Genomic DNA, 21,191 nt, shown 5'->3' on the forward strand with positions numbered 1-21,191 from the left:
TCCTTAGAAGCCCGGGGTCAGTTGTTCAGCGATAGGGCCAAGGGCCAACGTCGGCAAAAAGGTCAAGCCGCCCACCAGCAAAATGGTCATGGTCAACAGCGCCACAAACAGCGGGCCGTGGGTTGGAAAACTGTTCTGGCCGATGGGCGCGGACTTCTTCTGCGCCAGGCTACCGGCCAACGCCAGCACCGGCAGGATGTAACCGAAGCGCCCGATCAACATGCCCAGCCCCAGCATCAGGTTGTAGAACGGCGTGTTGGCATTGAGCCCGGCAAACGCCGAACCGTTGTTGGCACTGGCCGAGGTAAAGGCGTAAAGCACCTGGCTGAAACCGTGGGGCCCTGGGTTGCTGACCGAGGCCACAGCACTGGGCAGCACGGCGGCAATCGAACCCAGTACCAGCACGCCCACCGGCATCACCAGTAAGGTCACCACCAGCAACTGGACTTCCTTGGCTTGCAGCTTTTTACCGAGGTACTCGGGGGTTCGCCCAATCATCAGACCGGCGAGGAACACCGCGATCAACACGTTGAGCAACATGCCGTATAGCCCTGCGCCCACGCCGCCGAAGATCACTTCGCCGACCATCATGTTGACCAGCGCCACCATCCCGGTCAGCGGGTTGAGGCTGTCGTGCATGCCATTGACCGAGCCGTTGGAGGCCGACGTCGTGGTTTCGGTCCAGAGCACCGTACCGGTGGTGCCGAAGCGCACTTCCTTGCCTTCCAGCGGTGCCGTCTGCTCAACCAGCGGGCTGTTGAGCGCCGGGTTCGGCTGATACTCGGCATACAGCGCCGTGCCGCCGCCGATCAGGAACAAGGCCAGCATGCAGGCCACAATCGCCCGGCTCTGGCGCAGATCCTTGACGTAGTGGCCGAAAGTGAACACCAGCGCCACCGGGATCAGAATGATCGAGGCCAGCTCGAACAGGTTGCTCCAGGCCGTTGGGTTCTCGAACGGGTGCGCGGAGTTCACCCCGAAGAAGCCACCGCCGTTGGTGCCCAATTGCTTGATCGCAATCTGGCTGGCGGCAGGCCCAAGGGGAATCACTTGATCCACGCCTTGCAGGGTCACGGCATTGACGTAATGAGCGAATGTTTGCGGCACGCCCTGCCAGACCAAAAACAGCGCCAGCACCACACACAGTGGCAACAAGCCGTAGAGGGTGGCACGGGTCATGTCGACCCAGAAGTTGCCCAGGGTATGCGCCGAGCGACGGCTGATGCCACGGCACAGCGCAACCAGCACGGCCAGACCGGTGGCCGCGCTGACGAAGTTCTGCACGGTCAGGCCGGCCATCTGGCTGAAGTAGCTCAGGGTCGCTTCACCGCTGTAGCTCTGCCAGTTGGTGTTGGTGACAAAACTGACGGCAGTGTTGAACGCTTGCGTCCACTCCTGGCCCGGCAGCTGCTGCGGGTTAAGGGGCAAATACTGCTGAAGCAACAGAATCGCAAACAGCAACACAAAGCCCATCAGGTTAAAGACCAGCAGGGCCAACGTGTATTTCTGCCAGCTTTGCTCAATGCCCGGGTCTACCCCGGCGATGCGATAGCAGACTTTTTCGACGGGGCCCATTACCGGGGTCAGCCAGGTACGCTGGCCTTCCATCACCTTGTAGTAAAAGCGTCCCAGCCACGGCGCCGGCAACAGTACCAAGGCAAAAAAGGCGAGGATCAGCCCATAGTCATAACTGTGCATACCCGCTCCTAGTTCCGGTCTGCGCGCAACAGCGCAACCAGCAGATAAACGAACAGCGACACTGCCAACAGCAGTGACACCCCATCCAGAACGCCCATGGCAACTCTCCCGAAGCGGCACTTGCCGCGTAGGGAGAGAGTGTGGGGAGTGAGGGCGTAAAGGATCGAGATCGAGAGGGATGCGGGGGCGTAAAGAAGGCGTAAAGAAGCTGGCAAAACACGGTGGGAGCGGGCTTGCTCGCGATGGCGGCGACGAGATGTGCCAGTTAAACCGCAGCGATCCGATCGCGAGCAAGCCCGCTCCCACACCAGAGGTTGGGGTCAGCGCAACAGCGGGGTGTCCAGCACCTCGGAGTGGCCACCGAGCACGCTTTCGCTCAACTGGATAAAACTCGCGGTATTGACCTTGTCCATGCGCATCAGCGCCTGGCTGACGTCATCCAGCGAACGTTTGTTATGGGTTTGCAAACGAATCTCGCGGTCCAGCGACTGCAATAGCGTGACGGCCCGCGCAACCATTGCCGGGCCGGCCTGCTGGCCGCGCAGTCGGGTGACGGTTTTACCGGCTGCTGTGAGCTTGTGCTGCAGGGTTTGATAGCGCTCGTCACTCATGCCGCCCGCACGGCGCATCAGTTCGATGGCGTAGTACTCGCTCAAGCCTTCACCGATCCAGTCGTGGCCCGGCTCGTCATTGATGCCGCTGAATACCTGCACCACTTCACGCAACAGCGTGCTGGTGCCATTCTCACTGACCAGCGGCAGTCCGCTGTAAAGGTAAATCGAGTTGCGCGCCGCAGCACCGCCCTTCCACATCGGGTTGCCCGCACCGACAATCAGCAACTTGGGCGGGTTGCGCGGGAACACGGCCTGAACTTGCGGCCAGACAAACGTCAACAAGGTCAGCACATCCATGCGGTGCATGCCCTGGCCCTTGGGCGCACTTACCGTGACTTCGGTTTCACCCACTGTGGTGCGACGGCTGCCCAGGTTACCCGCCAGCATCCAGCCGGTGGGACGGTCAAACAGACGCGAGACATCATCGATGCGGAAGCGGTTCTTGCCGATACGCGGCCAGGCGGTTTCGACGCTTTTCCAGCCATTGGGCAACTCGAACTCAAGGCGAGACACCAGTTCGACGCCATCTTGCTGATCGAGGTTGGCGGGCGGAACCAGCTGTTCGCCGCGAAACAATGCCCAATCGGGTGTTATCCGGGTGTCAAAGCTGCCGTTCTTGCGCGGCTGGTTCAAGCGCACACGGTAGCTCAGGCTGGCATTACCCGGTGCGGGACGCCACACGCCGCGACCGTGGGCAGGGTCGGCGCTCAATTGCCATTGTCCGTCGGCCTTGAAATCGGTGTAACTGCCCTGCTCCCCGAGGTCGAAATCCAGGCTGCGCACGGCCGCCCCTTCGCCAAGGGTCAGCCGTACCTCGGCCTGATCGCTTTTGGGCAACAGTCGCACGTGGTAGTTGAGATCGACTTTTTGCGAAGCCCACAGCGGACCGCAGGCCAGTATCAGCAGCAGACTCAAGCCCCGGGGCAATTTGTAATGCAGCGCCATACACACTCCTTTGCTGCGCTGCGGCACTTAACCGGCGCGGAAAATCAGATGATCTTCCCAGTCGTCTTCAGGCACGCTGCCTTCAGCAAGCATGCGCCCCGACTGCGAAATGCGTTCATGGTGTACTGCGTCCGGGTCACCGCAGACCAGGTGGTGCCAGAGCGGCAAGTCCTTGCGCTCGCTGACCAGACGATAGCCGCAGGTCGGTGGCAGCCATTTGAATTCCTCGGCCTTGCCCGGCGACAGCTGAATGCAGTCCGGAACCGAATCACGACGGTTAGGGTAGTCGGTGCACTGACAGGTCTTCAGATCAAGCAGTTTGCAGGCAATGCGCGTGTAGTAGACGCTGTTGTCGTCTTCATCTTCGAGCTTTTGCAAGCAGCACAACCCGCAGCCGTCGCACAGCGACTCCCATTCCTCTTGATCAAGTTGATCGAGGGTTTTGCGGATCCAGAACGGTTCAACGATTGCGGCCATGGCTCAAACATCAACATCAGGGAGTGGAAAAGGCCGCCAGTCTAGTGCCCAAGGCCCTTGGGGCCAAGGGCTTGTCGTCAGACTTGTCACCTTGACGACATCACAGTAGTTTTAGGCCCTGAATTAATACGTAACATTTACCTCAGGAAACCGCCATGCCTGCTAACAGCCGTAAAGCCGATCACTCGATTGACGAGCAATTTACCCTGCGCTGGTCACCCCGCGCCTTTACCGACGCGACCATCGACAAAGCGACCCTGATGAGCTTTTTCGAAGCGGCGCGCTGGGCGCCTTCGGCCTACAACGCGCAACCCTGGCGCTTCTTGTTTGCCCTTCGCGGCACTCCGGACTTTGACCGTTACCTGAGCCTGCTGGTGGAGTTCAACCAGGGCTGGGCCAAGCACGCCGCCGCACTGGTGGTGATTGTTTCCAAAACCTCCTATGCCGCACCGGGCACCACCGAAGAAAAACCTGCACCCACCCACGCGTTCGACACCGGCGCGGCCTGGGGCCATCTGGCACTGCAGGCGCATTTGAGCGGCTGGCATACCCACGGCATGAGCGGTCTGGATTTCGAGCGGGCGCGTAAAGAGCTGAAAATCCCTGAGGGTTACGCGGTGCAGGCCATGGTTGCCATCGGCAAGATCGGCGACAAGTCGACGTTGGTGGATTACCTGCAGGCCAAGGAAGTGCCAAGCCAGCGCGAGCCACTGAGCAAGCTGGTGGCTGAAGGCGATTTCAGCCTGTAAATGCACCTCTTGGTGCAAACCCGGTAGTCGCTGCCGCAGGCTGCGAGCTTTTCAACATCAAAAGCTCGCAGCCTGCGGCAGCGACTACCGGTTTAGTAACCGCGTTCGAAATCCACTTCGCCACGCAGTGCCTCGCCCGCCTGAAACGCCCGCAAGTTGTCGACAAACAGCTGCACCATCATCGGTGGCGAGGTTGGCGCCGAGCTGTGGCCTGTGAGCAGCAACCCCCAGGCGGTCCAGAAGGGATGTTTGGCCGGCAGTGGCTCCTGACGGCAAACATCGATCACCGCACCCGCCAGATGCCCCACTCGCAAGGCCTCGACCAAATCGGCATCCACCACCGCAACGCCGCGCCCGGCATTGATAAACACGGCATTGGGATTGAATTGTGCAAACAGCTGCGCATCGTAGACGTCATGGGTGTCGGCCGTATTGGGCAGCAGATTGATCACGTAATCCATCTCCCCCACCATGCGCGGCAAATCGTTCAACACGCCTACTTCCTTGAACGGCGCCAATTCTCGCGCGGTCGTGGCGATGGCATACAGCTCAACGCCAAAGGGCAGCAGAAATTGAGCCACGGTCTGGCCGATATCTCCGGCCCCGACGATCAATACCTTGCGCCCCACCAGGCTCTGGCCCATGCGGTTGTCCCACTTGCGTTCGACCTGGCTGACCAGACGGGCCATGACTTCACGCTCGTGGCCGAGCATGTAGGTCAACACGTATTCGGCCATCACCTGGCCAAAAATACCGACCGCACGGGTCAGACGGTATGAACGTGGCAAACCGTCAGCCAATAACGGCGTAATCCCCGCCCAGGTCGACTGCAACCAGTCCGGCGTATGGCCCTGACGCAACAGGGTGGCCAACAGATCCGGTTGCCCCAGCCATACCTGGCACTCGCCAGCCAGGCGCGACAGTTGTTCGGAGTCCCCGCTGGAGTGCACCTCAAGATCCGGTGCGATACGTTGCAGAAGTTGGGTGTAGAGCGGGTAGTCTTTCTCGGCGATCAGGATGCGCATGTTTCTAACCTTTCTAAACCACTGCCAGCACCCGTCGCCGAGGTTTGCCTCGGAGCGTTCGGCCACCGCCAATCAAAATGAGTCCGTTTAAGACAGGTGCCCGGAGCCGGACACCTGGCGCTGCACTTACATCGGGTCGTTGCGACGTAGCAGCTCTTCGGGCAAGTGCTCGATATATTCGTCTTCGGCCGGTGGCATTTGCAAGTGGTAGCCCTGGGTCTCCAGGTTCTCCAGCACCTTGTGAATGTCTTCGCGAGACAGGGCTCGCTCCGGACTCAGTACCAGGTCAAAGGCATGGAATGGCTTGCCAAAGGCTGCCAGCAAAGGTTCCGGCACGCGCTCCAGAGCATCGGCCTTGAGCACATAAAGATACATTTCGTTGCGTTTGGTGCTGCGATAAATAGAACAAATACGTTTCAAGACAGTTCTCCAGCGGTGGCCAGGCAATCGAGCAAGGCCTGGCCCATCAGCTCACGGCGCCAGCCGCGCAGTGATTCCGGCAATTGATAGGGGCCATTGGGGAAGCCGCTTTTTAGCAGGGCTTCCAGGGTTTTCTTGCGCAGCATCAGTTCCGGCGCAATGTTCAGGCGCTCGGCCTGTGCCTGGCCGATGGCACGCAGACGCTTGATCTGCAGCGCCGCCTCGACCGGCAAAGGCTCGGGTACAGCGGGCGGCCACTCGTCTGGCGGTAGACTGCCAGCACGCTTGATCAGATCAAGCAAAAACTCACCATCCTGACGCACGGTGCGCGGGTGCATGTCTTCAATACGAGCCAGCGCGACCAGATTGTCGGGCTGCGTCTTGGCCAGCGGCCATAGCGCATGCTCACGTATCACACGGTTACGCGGCAGATCCCGGGCGCGGGCTTCGTGCTCGCGCCAAGCGCAAATCTCACGCAATACAGCCAACTGAGCCCGCGACAGTTTCCACGCCAACTTGGCTTCGCGATACACCTCGTAAGGGTCAACTTCGCGGCGCAGGTTGGCGACAAGTTCGGCGCCATCTTCCAGCACCCAGCTGTATTTTTCTGCAGACAGACGCGGATGCAGCAATTTGTAGACTTCAGCCAGATGCACGGCATCTTCGGCGGCGTAGCTGATCTGGGTTTCAGACAGCGGACGTTGCAGCCAGTCAGAGCGGGTTTCGCCTTTGGGCAGGTCGATATCCAGCACTTCCTTGACCAGGCGCGAGTAGCCCATGGAGAAGCCCAGGTTCAGGTAGGCCGCTGCCAGTTGGGTGTCGAACAAAGGTACCGGCAAGCTGGAAGTCAGGCGCAGCAAAACCTCAAGATCTTCGCTGCACGCGTGCAGGACTTTAACAACCGATGTGTCTTCCAGCAGGTCAGCCAGTGGCTGCCAGTTGTCGATGGTCAACGGGTCAATCAGATAAGCCCGTGTACCGTCGCCAATCTGGATCAGGCCGGCAATGGGATAAAAGGTGTCGACCCGCATAAATTCGGTGTCGAGGGCTACGAACGGCAATTTTTGCCATTCGGCGCAATGTTGGCCGAGGCTATCGTTGTCGCGAATCCAGTGAATATCGATGGCCACACGGCTCTCCCTTGAAGAATGGCGCGCAGTATATATCGCCCTCATGGATTTCCGGACATCGACTCGTCATGTTGTACGCGAAAAAACCTACGAAAGTTGAGTCAAAATCCTGCATCTACTTGCCATTATTACCGGTAGGTTGCCTGACTTCAGGCTTCATACGATTTGTTACAACACATTATGTGACAAGCCGATCGGACTAGACGGTGTCGAGACGAGTAGATTTGCGCCCTATAAAAACCGAGGAAGATCCAATGAAAATGTCCTGCAAGCTGTCAGCAATGACTTTCTCGCTGGTAGGTCTTTGTGCCTTTGCCAATGCTGCCCTGGCTCAAACCCCTGAGCCCGAACTCGATGCCGTAGTGCAAAACGGCGCCAGACACGTTATGCAAGCGTACGCAGTACCCGGCATGGCCATCGCAATCAGCGTCAACGGCAAGCAACACTTTTATAATTTCGGCGTGGCGTCAAAGGCGACCCAAGCACCCGTCACCCCCGACACGCTGTTTGAGGTCGGTTCCATCAGCAAGGTATTTACTGCCACCCTGGCCACTTATGCCCAAGCCAAGGGGCAGCTTTCGCTCAACGATACGGTCGCCACCTACGAGCCCGAACTCCAGGGCACGCCTTTTGGCAAGGTGACGCTGACCCATCTGGCCACCCACACGGCAGGCGGATTCCCTTTGCAGGTGCCTGACAGCGTGAAGGACGAACGCCAACTGATGGACTACCTCAAAGCCTGGAAGCCGGTGTTCCCGGCGGGCACACAACGCAGCTATGCCAACCCGAGCATCGGCATGCTCGGCGTGATTGCCGCCAAAAGCATGAACATGCCTTTTACCCAGGCCATGGAACAACACCTGTTCCCGGCGCTGGGGCTTAACAGCACCTACCTGACGGTGCCCGCGAGCAAAATGCCACTGTATGCCCAAGGCTATAACAAGGACGATGAACCGGTGAGGCTGAACCCGGGTGTACTCGGCAACGAAGCCTACGGCGTGAAGACCACTGCCCGTGACCTTGTCCACTTCACCGAGCTGAGTCTGGGACAGGGCAACGCCAGCCCTTTGATTCGCAGGGCATTGACCGATACCCGCACAGGTTATTTTCGCGTGGGGCCCATGACTCAGGACCTGATCTGGGAGCAGTACGCTTATCCCGTCGAACTCAAGTCATTGCGGGTGGGCAACTCGAACAAAATGGCCTACGAAAACAACGGCGCCATCGCCCTCAACCCGCCACTGGCGCCACAACAAGCGGTGTGGGTCAACAAGACCGGCTCAACCAACGGTTTCGGGGGTTATGCGGTTTTCGTGCCTTCAGAGCAAAAATCGATTGTCATCCTGGCCAACAAAAACTACCCGAACGACGCACGTGTCGAATTGGCGTACGACATTTTGAAAGCCTTGAATTAAGTGTCCTTACGCAGGATGTAGATGCTGCCCATCCCACAACCGGGCAGCACTTCGTACTGTTTGAAGATACTGAAACCCGCCCGTTTGAACTGAGCTTCAATATCGCCCTTGCTTACCACGATGCGTTGCGGGTCATTGACCCGCTGCGCCTCACTACCAATCGGCACTGACAAAATCAGGCTGTCACGGCTGACCCGGTGAAGTTCACGCAAAATAGCCAGCTGATGATCTGCGTCACGCACATGGTGGAACAGCTGCATGCAAAAAATGCAGTCCACCGCGTTCTCGGAAATATCGATGGAGAACACCGAGCTTTGAAACAGCTTGATGCGCGCCAGCAAGCTGGCCGGGTGGTGGGTCTGGGCATGATTGAGCATGGCTTGCGACGAATCCGAGGCCAGGATCACCCGATTGCCGTGCTCGGCCAACACGGGCCAGAAAAGTCCTGCACCGCAAGCCAGATCCAGTACCAGCCCCGGTTCGCCCGCCACCTTCAGGGCACGACGGACCAAACGTTTTTCGCGCCACAACGCCAGCCGGCGAACAACCCCCAGGGGCTGTGTTTGCAGGCAGACCTTCGCATGCTCGCGGTCATAACGCTCGGCGAACTCATGCTCAATATGGGTAGAAGGTGGCTGCGATGACATGGCCCGCGAACTCTTGTGTTTGATGATGATCGACGCAGAGATTATCGGGGCACCAGTGAAAAAATTGTCACGCAAGCATGAAAACCATTTGATCACCCAAAACCTCGTAGCAGCTGCCGTAGGAACGAGGCTGCGTCCGACGGCAGCTGCTACGCGGATTCGTGGTCAGTCATTACGCCTGCTGCAAATACCAACGCCAGTCCTGTTCACCGACCTCGCCCATGAACTGCCGGTATTCGGAGTTCTTGACTGCCAGGTACACCTTCAAGAACTCTGGCCCCAATGCCTCTTTCGCCCACTGCGAACCCTCCAGCGCGCGCAAGGTGGTCAGCCAGTCGGTCGGCAGCATTTCGGTGGCCTGGGCATAACCATTGCCTTCAATCGGAGCGCCGGGATCCATCTGCTCGCGAATACCACGATGAATACCGGCCAGAATGGCAGCGGCGGCCAGGTACGGGTTGGCGTCGGCACCACAAATACGGTGTTCTATGTGCCGCGAAAACGCAGGGCCGCCCGGGACCCGCAAGCTGACAGTGCGATTGTCCACGCCCCAGGTCGCTGCCAGCGGGGCATAGCTGTTGCTCTGAAAACGGCGATACGAGTTGGCATTCGGGCAAAACATCAATAACGAATCGAGCAAGGTACTGAGCATCCCCCCCACCGCCTGCTTGAGTAACGGCGTACCCTGCGGGGCCTCACTGGCAAACAGGTTGTTGCCCTCCTTGTCGGCCAGGCTCACATGCATGTGCATGCCGGTGCCGGCCAGATCATCAAAGGGCTTGGCCATGAAACAGGCAACCATCCCGTGCTTGTGCGCCACGCCCTTGACCAGGCGTTTGTAGCGCACGGCCTCGTCCATCGCTTGCAACGCATCGTTGCGGTGCTCCAGGGTGATTTCCACTTGCCCCGGTGCGTATTCGGAAATCGCCGTACGGGCCGGAATCCCTTGCAACTTGCAGGCGCTGTAAAGATCGGCCAAAAACGGCTCGATTTGCTCCAGCTCACGCAACCCGTAGACCTGAGTGGCACGCGGACGCTGACCATCGGCATCGCGCGCCGGTTGCGGCCGACCGTTGCTGTCACGCTGTTGATCGAGCAGATAAAACTCCAGCTCTGCCGCCATCACCGGGTAGTAACCATCGGCCTTGAGGCCGTCGATCACCTTGGCCAACAGGTGCCGGGGGTCTGCCACGGTGGCGGGCATGCCCTGCTGCGGGTGCATGCTGACTTGCACCGCGGCTGTCGGAATCAAGCGCCACGGCATGCGCTGCAAACTGCCGCTGATGGGGTAAGCGCGACAATCGATATCACCCACATCCCAGACCAGCCCGGTGTTTTCCACATCATCGCCATTGATGCTCAACCCCAAAATTGTGCTCGGCAGCGGCCGACCGCTTTCGTACACCGCCAGCAGTTCGTCGCGGTGCAGCAACTTGCCACGGGGCACGCCGTTGTTATCGATGATGAACAGCTCGAACATCTCGATGTCCGGGTGCTGTTCCAGAAAATCCAGGGCGTCTTGGAGCGGGGCAAACGTGGTTGAGGCACTCATGGCAATACTCGTAGATTCGTATCAGGCAGGCGCCCCCCTTGAGGGTACGCGACAGTCAGGATTTAACGGCTAACGAGCATCCGGCGGGCGGGCATGGCGGCAGTGAAACAGGGCCCAGAAGGCCAGTTCTGAGGGTAGGCATGGCACACGCCGCACGGCAGGAGCGCGCGACTGCCGTTGGCACTGAATACTGCTCAGACCACGCCTCATACCTGCAACCGTTGCCAAAAAGGGAACCCAGCCTCACACGGCAGGCCCGTTTGTTTAAATGCAGAGTTTTATACCTTTGGTTACACCTGCGCTAAACATTCCCATCCCGAAGGCCGGTGAACGTTTCAAAGACCGGCAAGGTCGCATGCAGTGTCTATCCTGCTTGATCCACCTTACTGCTTCGAGGAGCCAGCCCCATGACCAGAACGGTTGCCGATTTCATCACCGAAACCCTGCAGCAAGCCGGCGTAAAACGCGTGTTTGGCGTGGTGGGCGATTCCCTCAACGGGTTTACCGATGCCCTGCGCCGCCAGGAGCAGATCGAGTGGATCCATATGCGCAACGAGGAGTCCGCCGCTTTTGCCGCCGGGGCCGAGGCCCATCTGACCGGCGAGCTGGCGGTATGTGCCGGCAGTTGCGGACCAGGCAACCTGCACTTGATCAATGGCCTGTTCGACGCCCATCGCAGCGGTGTACCGGTGCTGGCACTGGCCGCCCATATTCCCGGCAGTGAAATCGGTATCGATTACTTCCAGGCCACCCACCCCGAAAGCCTGTTCAAGGAATGCAGCCACTACGTCGAGTTGGTGTCCCGCGCCGAGCAGTTGCCGCAGATTCTGCAGCGGGCCATGCGCATGGCCATTGCCAAACGCGGAGTGGCGGTGGTGGTAATCCCCGGCGATGTGGCGCTGCAAGCCACCGAGGCCAAGGTGCCGCAATGGCTAAAGCCTGCCCAGCCGATGATTTGCCCTGCCCCGGCCGATATCGACCGGCTGGCGTCGTTTCTCAATGATGGCAAGAAAGTCACGCTGCTGTGCGGCGCAGGCTGTGCCGGCGCCCATGCGCAAATCCTGGCACTGGCCGAACGCTTGCAAGCGCCCATCGTGCATGCCCTGCGCGGTAAGGAACATGTCGAATACGACAACCCTTATGACGTCGGCATGACCGGCCTGATCGGCTTCGCCTCGGGGTACAAGGCGATGATGAACTGCGACACCTTGCTGATGCTCGGGACCAATTTTCCGTATCGCCAGTTTTACCCGCAGCACAGCTATATCGCACAAATTGACTTGCGCCCTGAAGCACTGGGCAACCGTTGCCCGCTGCAATTGGGGCTGCTGGGCGATGTAAAGCTGACGCTTGAAGCAGTGCTGCCCAAAGTGATGCAAAACCCGGATCGCGCCCACCTCGATGCTGCCCGCGATGACTACAAAAAAGCCCGCGACGACCTCGATGCACTGGCTGAAAGCGGCCCCGACAGTTCGATCATCCATCCGCAATACCTCAATCGTCTGGTCAGTGAGCTGGCGGCAGAGGATGCGATTTTCACCTGCGATGTCGGCACGCCCACCGCGTGGGCTGCTCGTTATTTGAAGATGAACGGCAAACGTCGCCTGATCGGCTCGTTCAACCACGGCTCCATGGCCAATGCCATGCTGCAGGCCATCGGTGCGCAAGCCACATTCCCTGATCGCCAAGTCATTTCAATGTCTGGCGATGGCGGTTTCACCATGATGATGGGCGACTTTCTGACCCTCAATCAGGTGGGTTTGCCGATCAAGGTCATTGTGCTCAACAACGGCACCCTGGGCTTTGTGGAAATGGAAATGAAAGCAGCGGGCTTCCCGGATGTAGGCTGCGATCTGAAAAACCCGAACTTTGCGGCAATGGCCCAGGCCATGGGCGTGAAAGGGATTCGGGTGGAGCATCCCGCAGAGCTGGAAGCGGCGTTGCGTGAAGCGCTCAGCCACGATGGCCCGGTGCTGGTGGACGTGGTCAGCGCTCGTCAGGAGCTGGTCATGCCGCCGACCAAAACCTTCGAACAGGCCAAGGGTTTCGGCCTGTTTATGCTCAAAACAGTGATGGACGGCCGCGCACGGGAGCTGATCGATCTGGCCAAAGTCAATTTGTGGCGTTGAGCAATTCTGTAGGTACTCTGATGCCGGTCAAACGCGCGCCTCTAGTGGCTGCGCGCAAAACAGGTATTTCGATTACATATCCAGCATTTGTGTCCAACTGAAATATTGATTTCGCCCCTGGGGCGAGGTGGGTGGTACTCGCGATCCGTAGAAGCTGACGACGAAACCTGTAGTCGCTGAGGAGCGAAGCGAGGCTGCGAGGGGTTGCGCAGCGACCCTGTTTGAAGGTCCTTCGGCCCTTATCGCAGCCTGCGGCAGCGACTATACGGGGTGTTCAGGCCTTGGAAATCAGTCATTTCGTACGACGTTTCGCTTTCATTCTTGTGAAACATCCGAGAAGATTCCGCTCGCTTGCGCCTGTCCATTTCGGGGAATAGTCTCGGCCAATCGCTGCAAAACAGCGGTTGGGTTTAGTCGCCCGACGTGTACATTCGGCGCAAGGCGCCACCTCCGCGAGGCGCTTTTTTACGGCCTGCGTTTTATGGTGGCCGTGCGCAGGGCGCCTTCGAGCGCGCCGGTTTTTCCGAATGTACCGGTCGACTAACCTGCGCACGGCTGCCTCCCATTTGCTTAGTCGCGAGTGCTGGCAGCTCCTTGAGTACAATCGGAGTTACGCCATGAAAAAAATCACCCCCGATCCCCCTGCTTTACCCCTCGATGCTGCTGACAGTCACGACCCGTTGCTGGACCGTGCCGCCGTCGAACGTGCGCTCAATTACTACCTGCAAAACCATAAGCCTTATCGCCCTATAGGCACGGCCATGCTGGCCATCCCGCACAGTGTCAATTCAGAAGCGGCTTTGGCCCAGGCGTCAGACTTGTTGCGCTGTGCGGGTGCTTGCGCGAATGAGGCGGGGAATGGCCTGAGCGGGCCTGCGCGCGATTTGGTGTTGTCGGTCATGCACTTGGTGGAGCTGGCCAAGGGGTATGTCGACAAGTCGCTGGACACACTGGCAACGCACTGAAGCAGCACGCGCCTGATTGGCGACAGGCGCGTCATTGCTCAATGACGGAAGGGTTTTTGTAGCAGCTGACGAGTAGAACGAGGCTGCGTCCGGCGTGATGCGGTACCCCGACGTAGCCGTCGTAAAATCAGCTTTCACGGTTTATCAGGCATACCGCATGTACTGGCTTTGCGACCGCTTCTCGATCGAACGTAGCCTCGTTCTACTCGTCAACTGCTACGACGCGTAGTTGACGTCGAAACTAAGTCGCTGAGGAGCGAAGCGAGGCTGCGACGGGTTCCACTAGTAAATGCTTCGGTAAATGGCCTCCACGTCTTGCTCGGTCATGTCACAGGGATTGCTGTCGATCAGCCGACGAATACCCACCACCACCTCGCTGGCCATCACCGGCAGTGACGCTTGATCCACGTTCAAATTCGACAGGCGCTGCTCTAGACCACTGTCTTTGACCAGCCCCTCAACGGCCTGGACAAACGCTTCGGCGGCGCTGGCCTCATTGTCAAAATGCTGGCCTTGCAGCAGGTGCCCGGCCAGTTCGGCGTAGTGGCGCTGAGCGCTGGCCAGGTTGAAACGGATCACCGGCGCCATGACCAGGGCATTGGCGTGGCCATGAGGGATATGAAACCGTGCACCCAGCGGGTAGGCCAACGCATGAATGGCCGCTACCGACGCATTGACGAACGCCATGCCAGCCATCAATGAACCTTGCAACATGGCGGTACGCGCTTCCAGGTCCCGACCGTTGGCCAGAACCTTGGGCAGGTTGGCACCGAGCAGCGCCAAGGCCGATGTTGCCAGCCCATCAGAAATCGGGTTTTTACGGGTGCGACTGGTGTAGGCCTCAATGGCATGCACCATCGCATCCAGCCCCGTAGCCGCAGTCACTTTCGCTGGCAGGCCAAGGGTCAGTTGCGGGTCGAGAATCGCCACGTCCGGCAGCAACTGGGGCGAGTAAACCGCCTGTTTGCGCTGTTGAGCGTCGGTAATCACTGAGACCCACGTCACCTCAGAACCGGTGCCCGAGGTGGTGGGCATCAACACCAGCGGCGTGCGCTGGCCCTGAGCCTTGTCGGTCCCGTACAAGTCTTCCAGGGATTGCTCGCTGTTGATCAGCAATGCCACCAGTTTGGCCGCATCCAGCGAACTGCCACCGCCCAGCCCCAGCACGCCATCGGCCTTGAAACCTTGCGCCTGTTTGACTGCCTGCTCGACCAGCGTCGATGACGGATCGGGCGCGACCTGATCAAACACTGCCACTTCGCAACCCGCAGTCTCAAGCACCGCCTGAGCCTGCCCGGCAAAACCCAGGCTGACAATGCCCGGATCACACACCAGTATCACGCGCTGTGCACCCAGGCCTCTGAATACGGAGCCGACTTCCTGTAATGCTCCGGCCTCACAGATGATGCGCGGCACACTTCTGAATTCATGGTTCATGCTTAACTCCTGGAGTGAGCGTGCTTACAGCACCGAGGCGTAGATGCTGTAGATATCGTCGCGATCGAGGGGACGCGGGTTGTTGATCAGCAGCCGCTCAACTTTCAGTGCGTCATCGGTCAACCGGTCAAGGTCCTCAGGCGTGACGCCCACTTCATGCAGGCGCTGGGCAAAGGGCATGCGTGCCACGAGGCGGGTCATGAAATCGATAAAGCCATCGCAAGCCTCAGCTGCACTGGCAAACCGCTGCCCCGGCAACACCGCCGCGGCCAGTTGCGCATACAGCGGTTCGGCCGCTGAGCGGTTGAAGTTCAGTACGGGAACCAGTACCAGGGCATTGCTCAACCCATGAGGGACATGAAAATGCCCGCCCAGTGGATAAGCCAGCGCGTGCACCGCGGCCACTGGCGCGTTAGCGAATGCCATGCCGGCCAGCATCGAGCCCAACAGCATGTCCGAACGCGCCTGCAAGTCGTCCGGTTCGGCCAGTACCCGGTCCATGTTGGCGGCCAGCAGGGTCAGGGCCTGCACGGCCAGACCATCGGATAACACGTTCTTTTTGTGCACGCTGGTGTACGCCTCGATGGCATGCACCATGGCGTCGACCCCGGTCATGGCGCTGACCGCTGGGGGTAAGCCGACCGTTAGCCGGGCATCGAGCAAAGCGATGTCGGGATAAAGCAAGGGGCTGACCACGCCCTTTTTCTCATGGCTGGGGGTGGTGACAATTGCTACCGCCGTCACCTCTGAACCCGTTCCTGCCGTGGTCGGAACCTGAATCAGCGGCAAGCGTGGCCCCTTGGCCAGACCTATACCGTAGATGTCCTCCAAAAACTGCGTCTGGCCGCAGAGCAAGGCCACCAGCTTGGCCGTGTCCAGGGAGCTGCCGCCACCCAGGCCGATCACCACCTGTGCCCGGCACTGACGCGCAACCTCAACCGCATCCTGCACCGATGCCGCAGGCGGATCGGCCTGCACGTCACTGTACAACGTGACCTGCAAACCGCTGTCGCGCATGGCTTGCAACGGCGCATCCAGCAGCCCCGCACGCAGCAGTCCCGGGTCGCTGATCAGTAGCACGCGCTCGGCTTTCAATTCGCGACACAGGGCGCCCAGGCGCAGCGCACCATCGATTTCGCAGATCACCCGCGCAGTGGTTTCAAAGATAAATTTTGACATGGTGGCCCCTACCCTACGGTCACACTGCCGCGCTCGATGCGAAACAACGCATCGACCAGATCGGCAGAGTGAGTGTCATCAGATTCAGAAATCAGCACGCACAGTCCTTCCTGACCCAGCTTGGCGATCACTTCGCTCAAGCGGCGGGAGAGCACCGGCGCCACACCTTCAAAAGGCTCGTCGAGCAGCAGCAACTTGTTGCCCGGCATCAATGCACGCGCCAGTGCCACCAGCTTTTGTTGCCCGCCGGACAGCTGCATGGCCTTGCGGTCACGGAACTGGGCGATTTCCGGAATCAGGCTGTAGACCCATTCCAGGCGGCGCTGGCTGTCAGCCAATTTGTTGGCCCAGACTGGCAGCAGGATGTTTTCTTCCACGGTCAGCGACGGGATCAGGCGCCGGTCTTCGGGCAGGTAGCTGATACCCGCCCCGGCGCGGGTGAAACCGGCCAGGCTGCGCAGGTCCTGACCAGCAAAGGTGATCGAGCCTGAATCGGCGTCCAGCAGACCCATGATGGCGCGGATCAGGGTGGTTTTGCCCGCACCATTGTGGCCGATCAGGCCCACCATCTGCCCGCTTCCCACCTGCAGGGAGACGTCATGGAGGATGGGCACGCCTTCGATCGAAACGTGCAGATTGCGAATATCCAGACTCATTGCGCTGCCCTCTTGTGAGCGTTCGGGCCACCGGTCACAAACTCTTGCACCCGTGCGTTGGCCAGCACGTCCTCGGGGGCGCCATCGGCCAGGACTTCACCACTGTAGAAAGCCATGATCCGCGACACATAGCGGCGAACCACGTCCATGTCATGTTCCACGAACAACACCGTGACCTGATGCTGAGCGACAACCCGCATCACGGTGTCCATCAGCGCAGTTTTCTCTTCGGCGCTGACTCCGCTGGTGGGTTCGTCAAGCAGCAGCATTTGCGGGTCGCCGATCAGCGCCATGGCAATGTCGATCAGTTTGCGCACGCCTTGCGGCACAGCCGTGACCGGCGTATCGCGCCAGCGGCTGATATCGAACTCGGCGAGGATCGCATCCGCCTGGGCGATGCGGGACGCATTACGCATCGGTGCCAGTAACGATGGAAACGGACTTTGTGCGGCCGACACGGCGATGAGCAGGTTATCCAGCACGCTCAGTTGCGGGAACAACTGCGCCACCTGGAACGAACGGGCCATTCCGGAACGGGTGATTGCCCGGGGCGTATGGCCAATGATCGACTGACCGTTGAACAGAATCTCGCCACTGCTGGGTTTCAGGTAGCCGGTGACCATGTTGATAAAGGTGGTTTTACCCGCGCCGTTGGAGCCGATCACGCCGACCACTTCGCCTTTATGGATGCGAACATTCACATCCTTGGCAGCCGTGACTGCGCCGAACGACTTGCACAGGCCCTTGGTTTCGAGGATGCAAGTCATGCTTTTGCTCTCCGTGCTTGCCCGGTGAACAGGCTCCATAAGCCTTTAGGCAGAAAGATGATGATTGCCAACAAGGTGAAGCCCAAAATCATCTGCCAGCTGTGTGGCACCAGCTCGATGGCGTAGGTACGCACCACTGCAAACAAAATGGCCGCAATAAACGGCGCCGCCACATGGGCTGTGCCGCCCAGCAGCGCGATAAAGACGAACTCGCCCGAGGTGATCCAGTAGGCCATTTCAGGGTCGATATGCCCGGCAGACAGGGCCATGAAACCACCGCCCAATGCCGACACCGCTGCCGCTGCAACGTAGTTCATGTACAGCACCCAGCGTGGGGACTGGCCCAGGTATTCAACCCGCACTTCGTTTTCACGGATGGCTTCGCACATCATCCCGGCGCTGCTACGGCTGTAGCGATGCAGCAACACCGCCAGCAATCCCGAGCAGGCCACGATGATGACAAACAACGCCAGCGGCGCTTGCCCTGAGGCCGGGGTCCAGCCGAACAAGGTCCAGGCCTTGACGTTAAAGCCATCGGTGCTGCCCAGCGCCGAACTTTTTACCAGCACGCCGTAGAGGATCATCGAGAACGCCAAGGACAGCATGGCGAAGAAAATCTCCCGGTAGCGGGTCATCAACAGCCCCAGCAGCATGGCCAACAGCACCGCGGCGCCCACCCCGATCACCAACAACACGGCCAGATCGGTGATGTCCAGAAAGTGCCCGCTCATGCCCACGGCGTAACCGCCCACACAGAAGAACAGGCCCTGGCCGAAGGTCACCAGACCGGCGCGCATTTGCATCACCACGCCCTGAACCACCATGGCCTTGGCCAGCGCCATCGTCAGCAGGAACACCAGCCATTGCGGCGCGATAAACCCACCGGCGGCCAGCAGCACGGCGACGCCGAGCAGAATCAATTCGGTTTTACTCAGGCGCATATCAAATTTTCCTCGCCAGTACACGGCCGAACAGCCCTTGAGGACGCACTGCAAGCACCAGCGCCATTACCCCGTAAATCACAAAGAGTTCGAACTCCGGGGCGTAATGCACCGCCGCGGCCCGGCTCAAGCCCACCAGTAATGCACCGACCGCGGCGCCTTCGATGCTGCCCATACCGCCGATCACCACCACGGCAAATGCCAGCACGATGACTTCCACCCCCATGCCCGGCACCACCGAAATAGCCGGCGCAGTCAGCGCGCCCGCCAGCGTGCCGAGCATGGTGCCCAGCACAAACACCAGGGTGAACATGCGCCGCACATTGACCCCCATGGCCATTGCCACTTCGCGGTCGTGAATCACGGCGCGCAGCACCTTGCCCTGATGCGTGCGCTCCAGCCACAGCCACAGGCACAGCCCCAGCACGGCGGAAACCCCCACCAGCATCAGGTCGTAATTGGAGACCTTGAGTCCGGCCAGGGCGCTGCGGCCCATCTCGGCGTAAGGCTGATAAGCGAAGTAAGGGTTCACGCCCCAGATCATCTTCATGGTGTCTTCAAGCACCAGAAGCAGCGCGTAAGTGATGATCACCATCAGCACTTCGTCGCGCCCGTACATAAAGCGCAACAGGCCCCGCTCGATGATCAGGCCGACGATCAGGCCCGCTACCAGCGCGCAGCCCAGCATCAGCAAATAGCCAGCCCAGACCGGGCCAATGCCGTTGTTGAAATACCAGCCCACCAGCGACGCAGCGGTGTAGGCGCCAATGGCATAGAAGCTGCCGTGGGCCATGTTCAGGATGCGCATCACCCCGTAAATCACCGTGAGCCCTGCCGCAACCAGAAACAGCCACGAGGCATAGATGGTGCCGTCAATCAGCACCGCGAAAAGACTCATCATAGAGGTCCTACCTTGTCTTTGATTCTGCAGGAGGACGTGAGGCGCCCCGATAACTCGTAGCAGCTGCCGCAGGCTGCGTCCGGCGACGCAGTCGTCTTAAACCCGCGCACGCGATCATTCAGTCAAAACCCGGAGCGGGGTTTTACGATCGCTTCGCAATCGGACGCAGCCTTCGGCAGCTGCTACAAAATCGGTTCAGGACGCACATCCCCGAGAGTGGTCAGTTGCACTGAGCGCCAGGGAAACCGGCCTTGATCCACTCCAGCGCAGTGGTGCCATCCGGCGGGGTCACGCACTCACCGGAAAAGGCGATGACGTTTTGCACGCTGCCTTTTTTGTTCGCCGGGTCGTACTGGTACTCGCCGTAGGCGATGCCCTGCATGGCCTGGTGACCATCGGCTCGAGCCATTTGCACAGTGCCGGACACCGACTCGAAGGTTGAGCCTTTGAACGCCGTGGCGATTTGCAGCGGAGTCGGGATTTTTCCGGACTCGACCTTGGCATTTTCAGCCGCGTGCTTGAGGCCGAGAATCGCCTGGGCCATTTTGCTGGCCGGGTAAGTCGGCGCGGTCTTGTAAGCCGCTACGTACTTGTCCTTGAACCAGCGGTTGAGTTCGTTATCCGGGGCAAAGGCGCCGAACGGGCCACGGCCGCCAATGATCATGCCGTTGGGTGCCTGATCCTTGTAGCGGTCGATGGCCGACTCGCCGCAAGTCAGGACGGCCGTTGCGTCTTCGAGCAGACCTCGGGCGTTGGCTTGCAGCACCAGCGCTTCCATGTCGCCACCCCAGAAGCTGGAATGAATGATGTCGGGGCGCTTGACCGAAATCGCCGAGATTTCAGCGCCGTACTGGCCCTGGAACACTTTGGGCATCTGCGACTCAACCACTTTGGCCTTGGGCATCAACTGCTCCATGGAATGGGTAAAGTCGTTCCAGCTGTCCTGGCCCCAGGCGTAGTTTTGCTGAATGCCGGCGACCTTCTGCGCATCCGGACGAACCTTGGCCAGGTATCGCGCCGCGCCGATGTTGTCCACTGCCGCATCAAGGCTGGTACGGAATACGTACTGCGGGGTTTTGTCTTCCTTGAACAGTTGCGACGTGCCGCAATCGTAGAACACCGTCATCGCCCCCAGCTCTTCAGCCACCGGCGCAATGGCCAGGCAGTCGCCGGACGAGATGTACCCCACCACCGCATCGACCTTCTGACGCTGCACCAGGTTGCGGAATTCCTCGACCTGCTTGGCGGCCCCGCCTGCCTCATCGATGATCACCACTTCGATTTCAGCGCCGTTGATCCCCAGCTTGTCGTAGGGTGCAGGCAACTGCCCTTTATTCAGGCCTTCGACCAGCACCTTGGCGGCATTGGCCGACGGCTCACCAAACGGACCGGCCGCCGGACCGGACAGGAAGGTCACGATACCAATGCGGAACTTGCCGTTTTCAGCGGCCTGCACACCCGCGCTCAAGGACAGGGCCAGACCGGCAGCAGTGATGGCAAATGCCAAAGGGTGTTTCAACATGCTTTTCTTGGAATTATTCATG

The 21,191-nt window shown here is 59.7% G+C and carries 20 protein-coding genes; 4 read left to right on the forward strand and 16 right to left on the reverse strand.

Annotated elements, in window-relative coordinates; translation table 11 throughout:
* Positions 1 to 3: 3 nt before the first annotated feature.
* The 4 genes from kdpA to TU76_RS00720 form a co-directional block, all read right to left on the reverse strand.
* Positions 4 to 1,698: a potassium-transporting ATPase subunit KdpA gene (gene kdpA, locus TU76_RS00705; protein WP_046810290.1), complete on the reverse strand. Its 1,695-nt coding sequence runs from the start codon at positions 1,696 to 1,698 to the stop codon at positions 4 to 6.
* A gap of 8 nt (positions 1,699 to 1,706) precedes the next feature.
* A complete protein-coding gene (kdpF, locus tag TU76_RS00710; RefSeq protein ID WP_037032648.1) occupies positions 1,707 to 1,796 on the reverse strand; it encodes a K(+)-transporting ATPase subunit F in 90 nt (29 codons plus the stop codon).
* A gap of 222 nt (positions 1,797 to 2,018) precedes the next feature.
* Complete coding sequence (locus TU76_RS00715; RefSeq protein WP_048350855.1) at positions 2,019 to 3,257, reverse strand: hypothetical protein; 1,239 nt, start codon at positions 3,255 to 3,257, stop codon at positions 2,019 to 2,021.
* 27 nt (positions 3,258 to 3,284) lie between these two features.
* Positions 3,285 to 3,734 (reverse strand): YcgN family cysteine cluster protein, encoded by a 450-nt coding sequence (locus TU76_RS00720; protein WP_016780096.1) that lies wholly within the window; start codon positions 3,732 to 3,734, stop codon positions 3,285 to 3,287.
* Between the two features lie 155 nt (positions 3,735 to 3,889).
* Between TU76_RS00720 and TU76_RS00725 the strand changes: the two genes are divergently transcribed.
* Complete coding sequence (locus tag TU76_RS00725; protein WP_019827552.1) at positions 3,890 to 4,483, forward strand: nitroreductase family protein; 594 nt, start codon at positions 3,890 to 3,892, stop codon at positions 4,481 to 4,483.
* A gap of 92 nt (positions 4,484 to 4,575) precedes the next feature.
* Here TU76_RS00725 and TU76_RS00730 read toward each other — a convergent pair whose 3' ends face one another.
* The 3 genes from TU76_RS00730 to rnd all read right to left on the reverse strand — a co-directional run bounded on the left by TU76_RS00730 (position 4,576) and on the right by rnd (position 7,058).
* Positions 4,576 to 5,508 (reverse strand): D-2-hydroxyacid dehydrogenase, encoded by a 933-nt coding sequence (locus TU76_RS00730; protein ID WP_048350856.1) that lies wholly within the window; start codon positions 5,506 to 5,508, stop codon positions 4,576 to 4,578.
* Between the two features lie 126 nt (positions 5,509 to 5,634).
* Positions 5,635 to 5,928, reverse strand: coding sequence for a YcgL domain-containing protein (locus TU76_RS00735; RefSeq protein ID WP_019827548.1), 294 nt, complete (start codon positions 5,926 to 5,928; stop codon positions 5,635 to 5,637).
* The gene (rnd, locus tag TU76_RS00740) at positions 5,925 to 7,058 is read right to left on the reverse strand and encodes a ribonuclease D (RefSeq protein ID WP_048350857.1); all 1,134 of its coding nucleotides are present in this window, start codon (positions 7,056 to 7,058) and stop codon (positions 5,925 to 5,927) included. Before rnd ends, TU76_RS00735 begins: the two co-directional genes overlap by 4 nt.
* A 254-nt stretch (positions 7,059 to 7,312) precedes the next feature.
* Between rnd and ampC the strand changes: the two genes are divergently transcribed.
* Positions 7,313 to 8,473, forward strand: a complete 1,161-nt coding sequence (ampC, locus tag TU76_RS00745) for a class C beta-lactamase (RefSeq protein ID WP_072022796.1) — start codon at positions 7,313 to 7,315, stop codon at positions 8,471 to 8,473.
* Here the strand turns inward: ampC and TU76_RS00750 are convergent.
* Positions 8,470 to 9,120 (reverse strand): class I SAM-dependent methyltransferase, encoded by a 651-nt coding sequence (locus TU76_RS00750; protein ID WP_048351238.1) that lies wholly within the window; start codon positions 9,118 to 9,120, stop codon positions 8,470 to 8,472. The two genes, ampC and TU76_RS00750, sit on opposite strands and share 4 nt — an antisense overlap.
* 172 nt (positions 9,121 to 9,292) lie before the next feature.
* Positions 9,293 to 10,672: a glutamine synthetase family protein gene (locus TU76_RS00755; protein ID WP_048350858.1), complete on the reverse strand. Its 1,380-nt coding sequence runs from the start codon at positions 10,670 to 10,672 to the stop codon at positions 9,293 to 9,295.
* Between the two features lie 407 nt (positions 10,673 to 11,079).
* Here TU76_RS00755 and poxB point away from each other — a divergent pair, with 407 nt between their 5' ends.
* On the forward strand, positions 11,080 to 12,801 hold the full coding sequence (gene poxB / locus TU76_RS00760; RefSeq protein WP_048350859.1) for a ubiquinone-dependent pyruvate dehydrogenase: 1,722 nt from the start codon (positions 11,080 to 11,082) through the stop codon (positions 12,799 to 12,801).
* 617 nt (positions 12,802 to 13,418) lie between these two features.
* Positions 13,419 to 13,766 (forward strand): DUF6124 family protein, encoded by a 348-nt coding sequence (locus tag TU76_RS00765; protein ID WP_019827542.1) that lies wholly within the window; start codon positions 13,419 to 13,421, stop codon positions 13,764 to 13,766.
* Positions 13,767 to 14,048: 282 nt separating this feature from the next.
* Here TU76_RS00765 and TU76_RS00770 read toward each other — a convergent pair whose 3' ends face one another.
* From TU76_RS00770 to TU76_RS00800, 7 genes are all read right to left on the reverse strand, one after another.
* A complete protein-coding gene (locus TU76_RS00770; protein ID WP_048350860.1) occupies positions 14,049 to 15,203 on the reverse strand; it encodes an iron-containing alcohol dehydrogenase in 1,155 nt (384 codons plus the stop codon).
* A gap of 24 nt (positions 15,204 to 15,227) precedes the next feature.
* Positions 15,228 to 16,382, reverse strand: a complete 1,155-nt coding sequence (locus tag TU76_RS00775) for an iron-containing alcohol dehydrogenase (RefSeq protein WP_048350861.1) — start codon at positions 16,380 to 16,382, stop codon at positions 15,228 to 15,230.
* 8 nt (positions 16,383 to 16,390) lie between these two features.
* Positions 16,391 to 17,038: an ATP-binding cassette domain-containing protein gene (locus TU76_RS00780; protein ID WP_019827539.1), complete on the reverse strand. Its 648-nt coding sequence runs from the start codon at positions 17,036 to 17,038 to the stop codon at positions 16,391 to 16,393.
* Positions 17,035 to 17,805, reverse strand: coding sequence for an ABC transporter ATP-binding protein (locus TU76_RS00785; RefSeq protein WP_048350862.1), 771 nt, complete (start codon positions 17,803 to 17,805; stop codon positions 17,035 to 17,037). The genes TU76_RS00780 and TU76_RS00785 overlap by 4 nt, the downstream gene beginning before the upstream one ends.
* On the reverse strand, positions 17,802 to 18,746 hold the full coding sequence (locus TU76_RS00790) for a branched-chain amino acid ABC transporter permease (protein WP_046809425.1): 945 nt from the start codon (positions 18,744 to 18,746) through the stop codon (positions 17,802 to 17,804). The genes TU76_RS00785 and TU76_RS00790 overlap by 4 nt, the downstream gene beginning before the upstream one ends.
* A 1-nt stretch (position 18,747) precedes the next feature.
* The gene (locus tag TU76_RS00795; protein ID WP_019827534.1) at positions 18,748 to 19,647 is read right to left on the reverse strand and encodes a branched-chain amino acid ABC transporter permease; all 900 of its coding nucleotides are present in this window, start codon (positions 19,645 to 19,647) and stop codon (positions 18,748 to 18,750) included.
* Positions 19,648 to 19,867: 220 nt separating this feature from the next.
* On the reverse strand, positions 19,868 to 21,190 hold the full coding sequence (locus TU76_RS00800; protein WP_019827532.1) for an ABC transporter substrate-binding protein: 1,323 nt from the start codon (positions 21,188 to 21,190) through the stop codon (positions 19,868 to 19,870).
* Position 21,191: the final 1 nt, after the last annotated feature.

The sequence above is a fragment of the Pseudomonas psychrophila genome, from assembly GCF_001043005.1.
In the GTDB taxonomy this organism is placed as follows: Bacteria; Pseudomonadota; Gammaproteobacteria; order Pseudomonadales; family Pseudomonadaceae; genus Aquipseudomonas; species Aquipseudomonas psychrophila.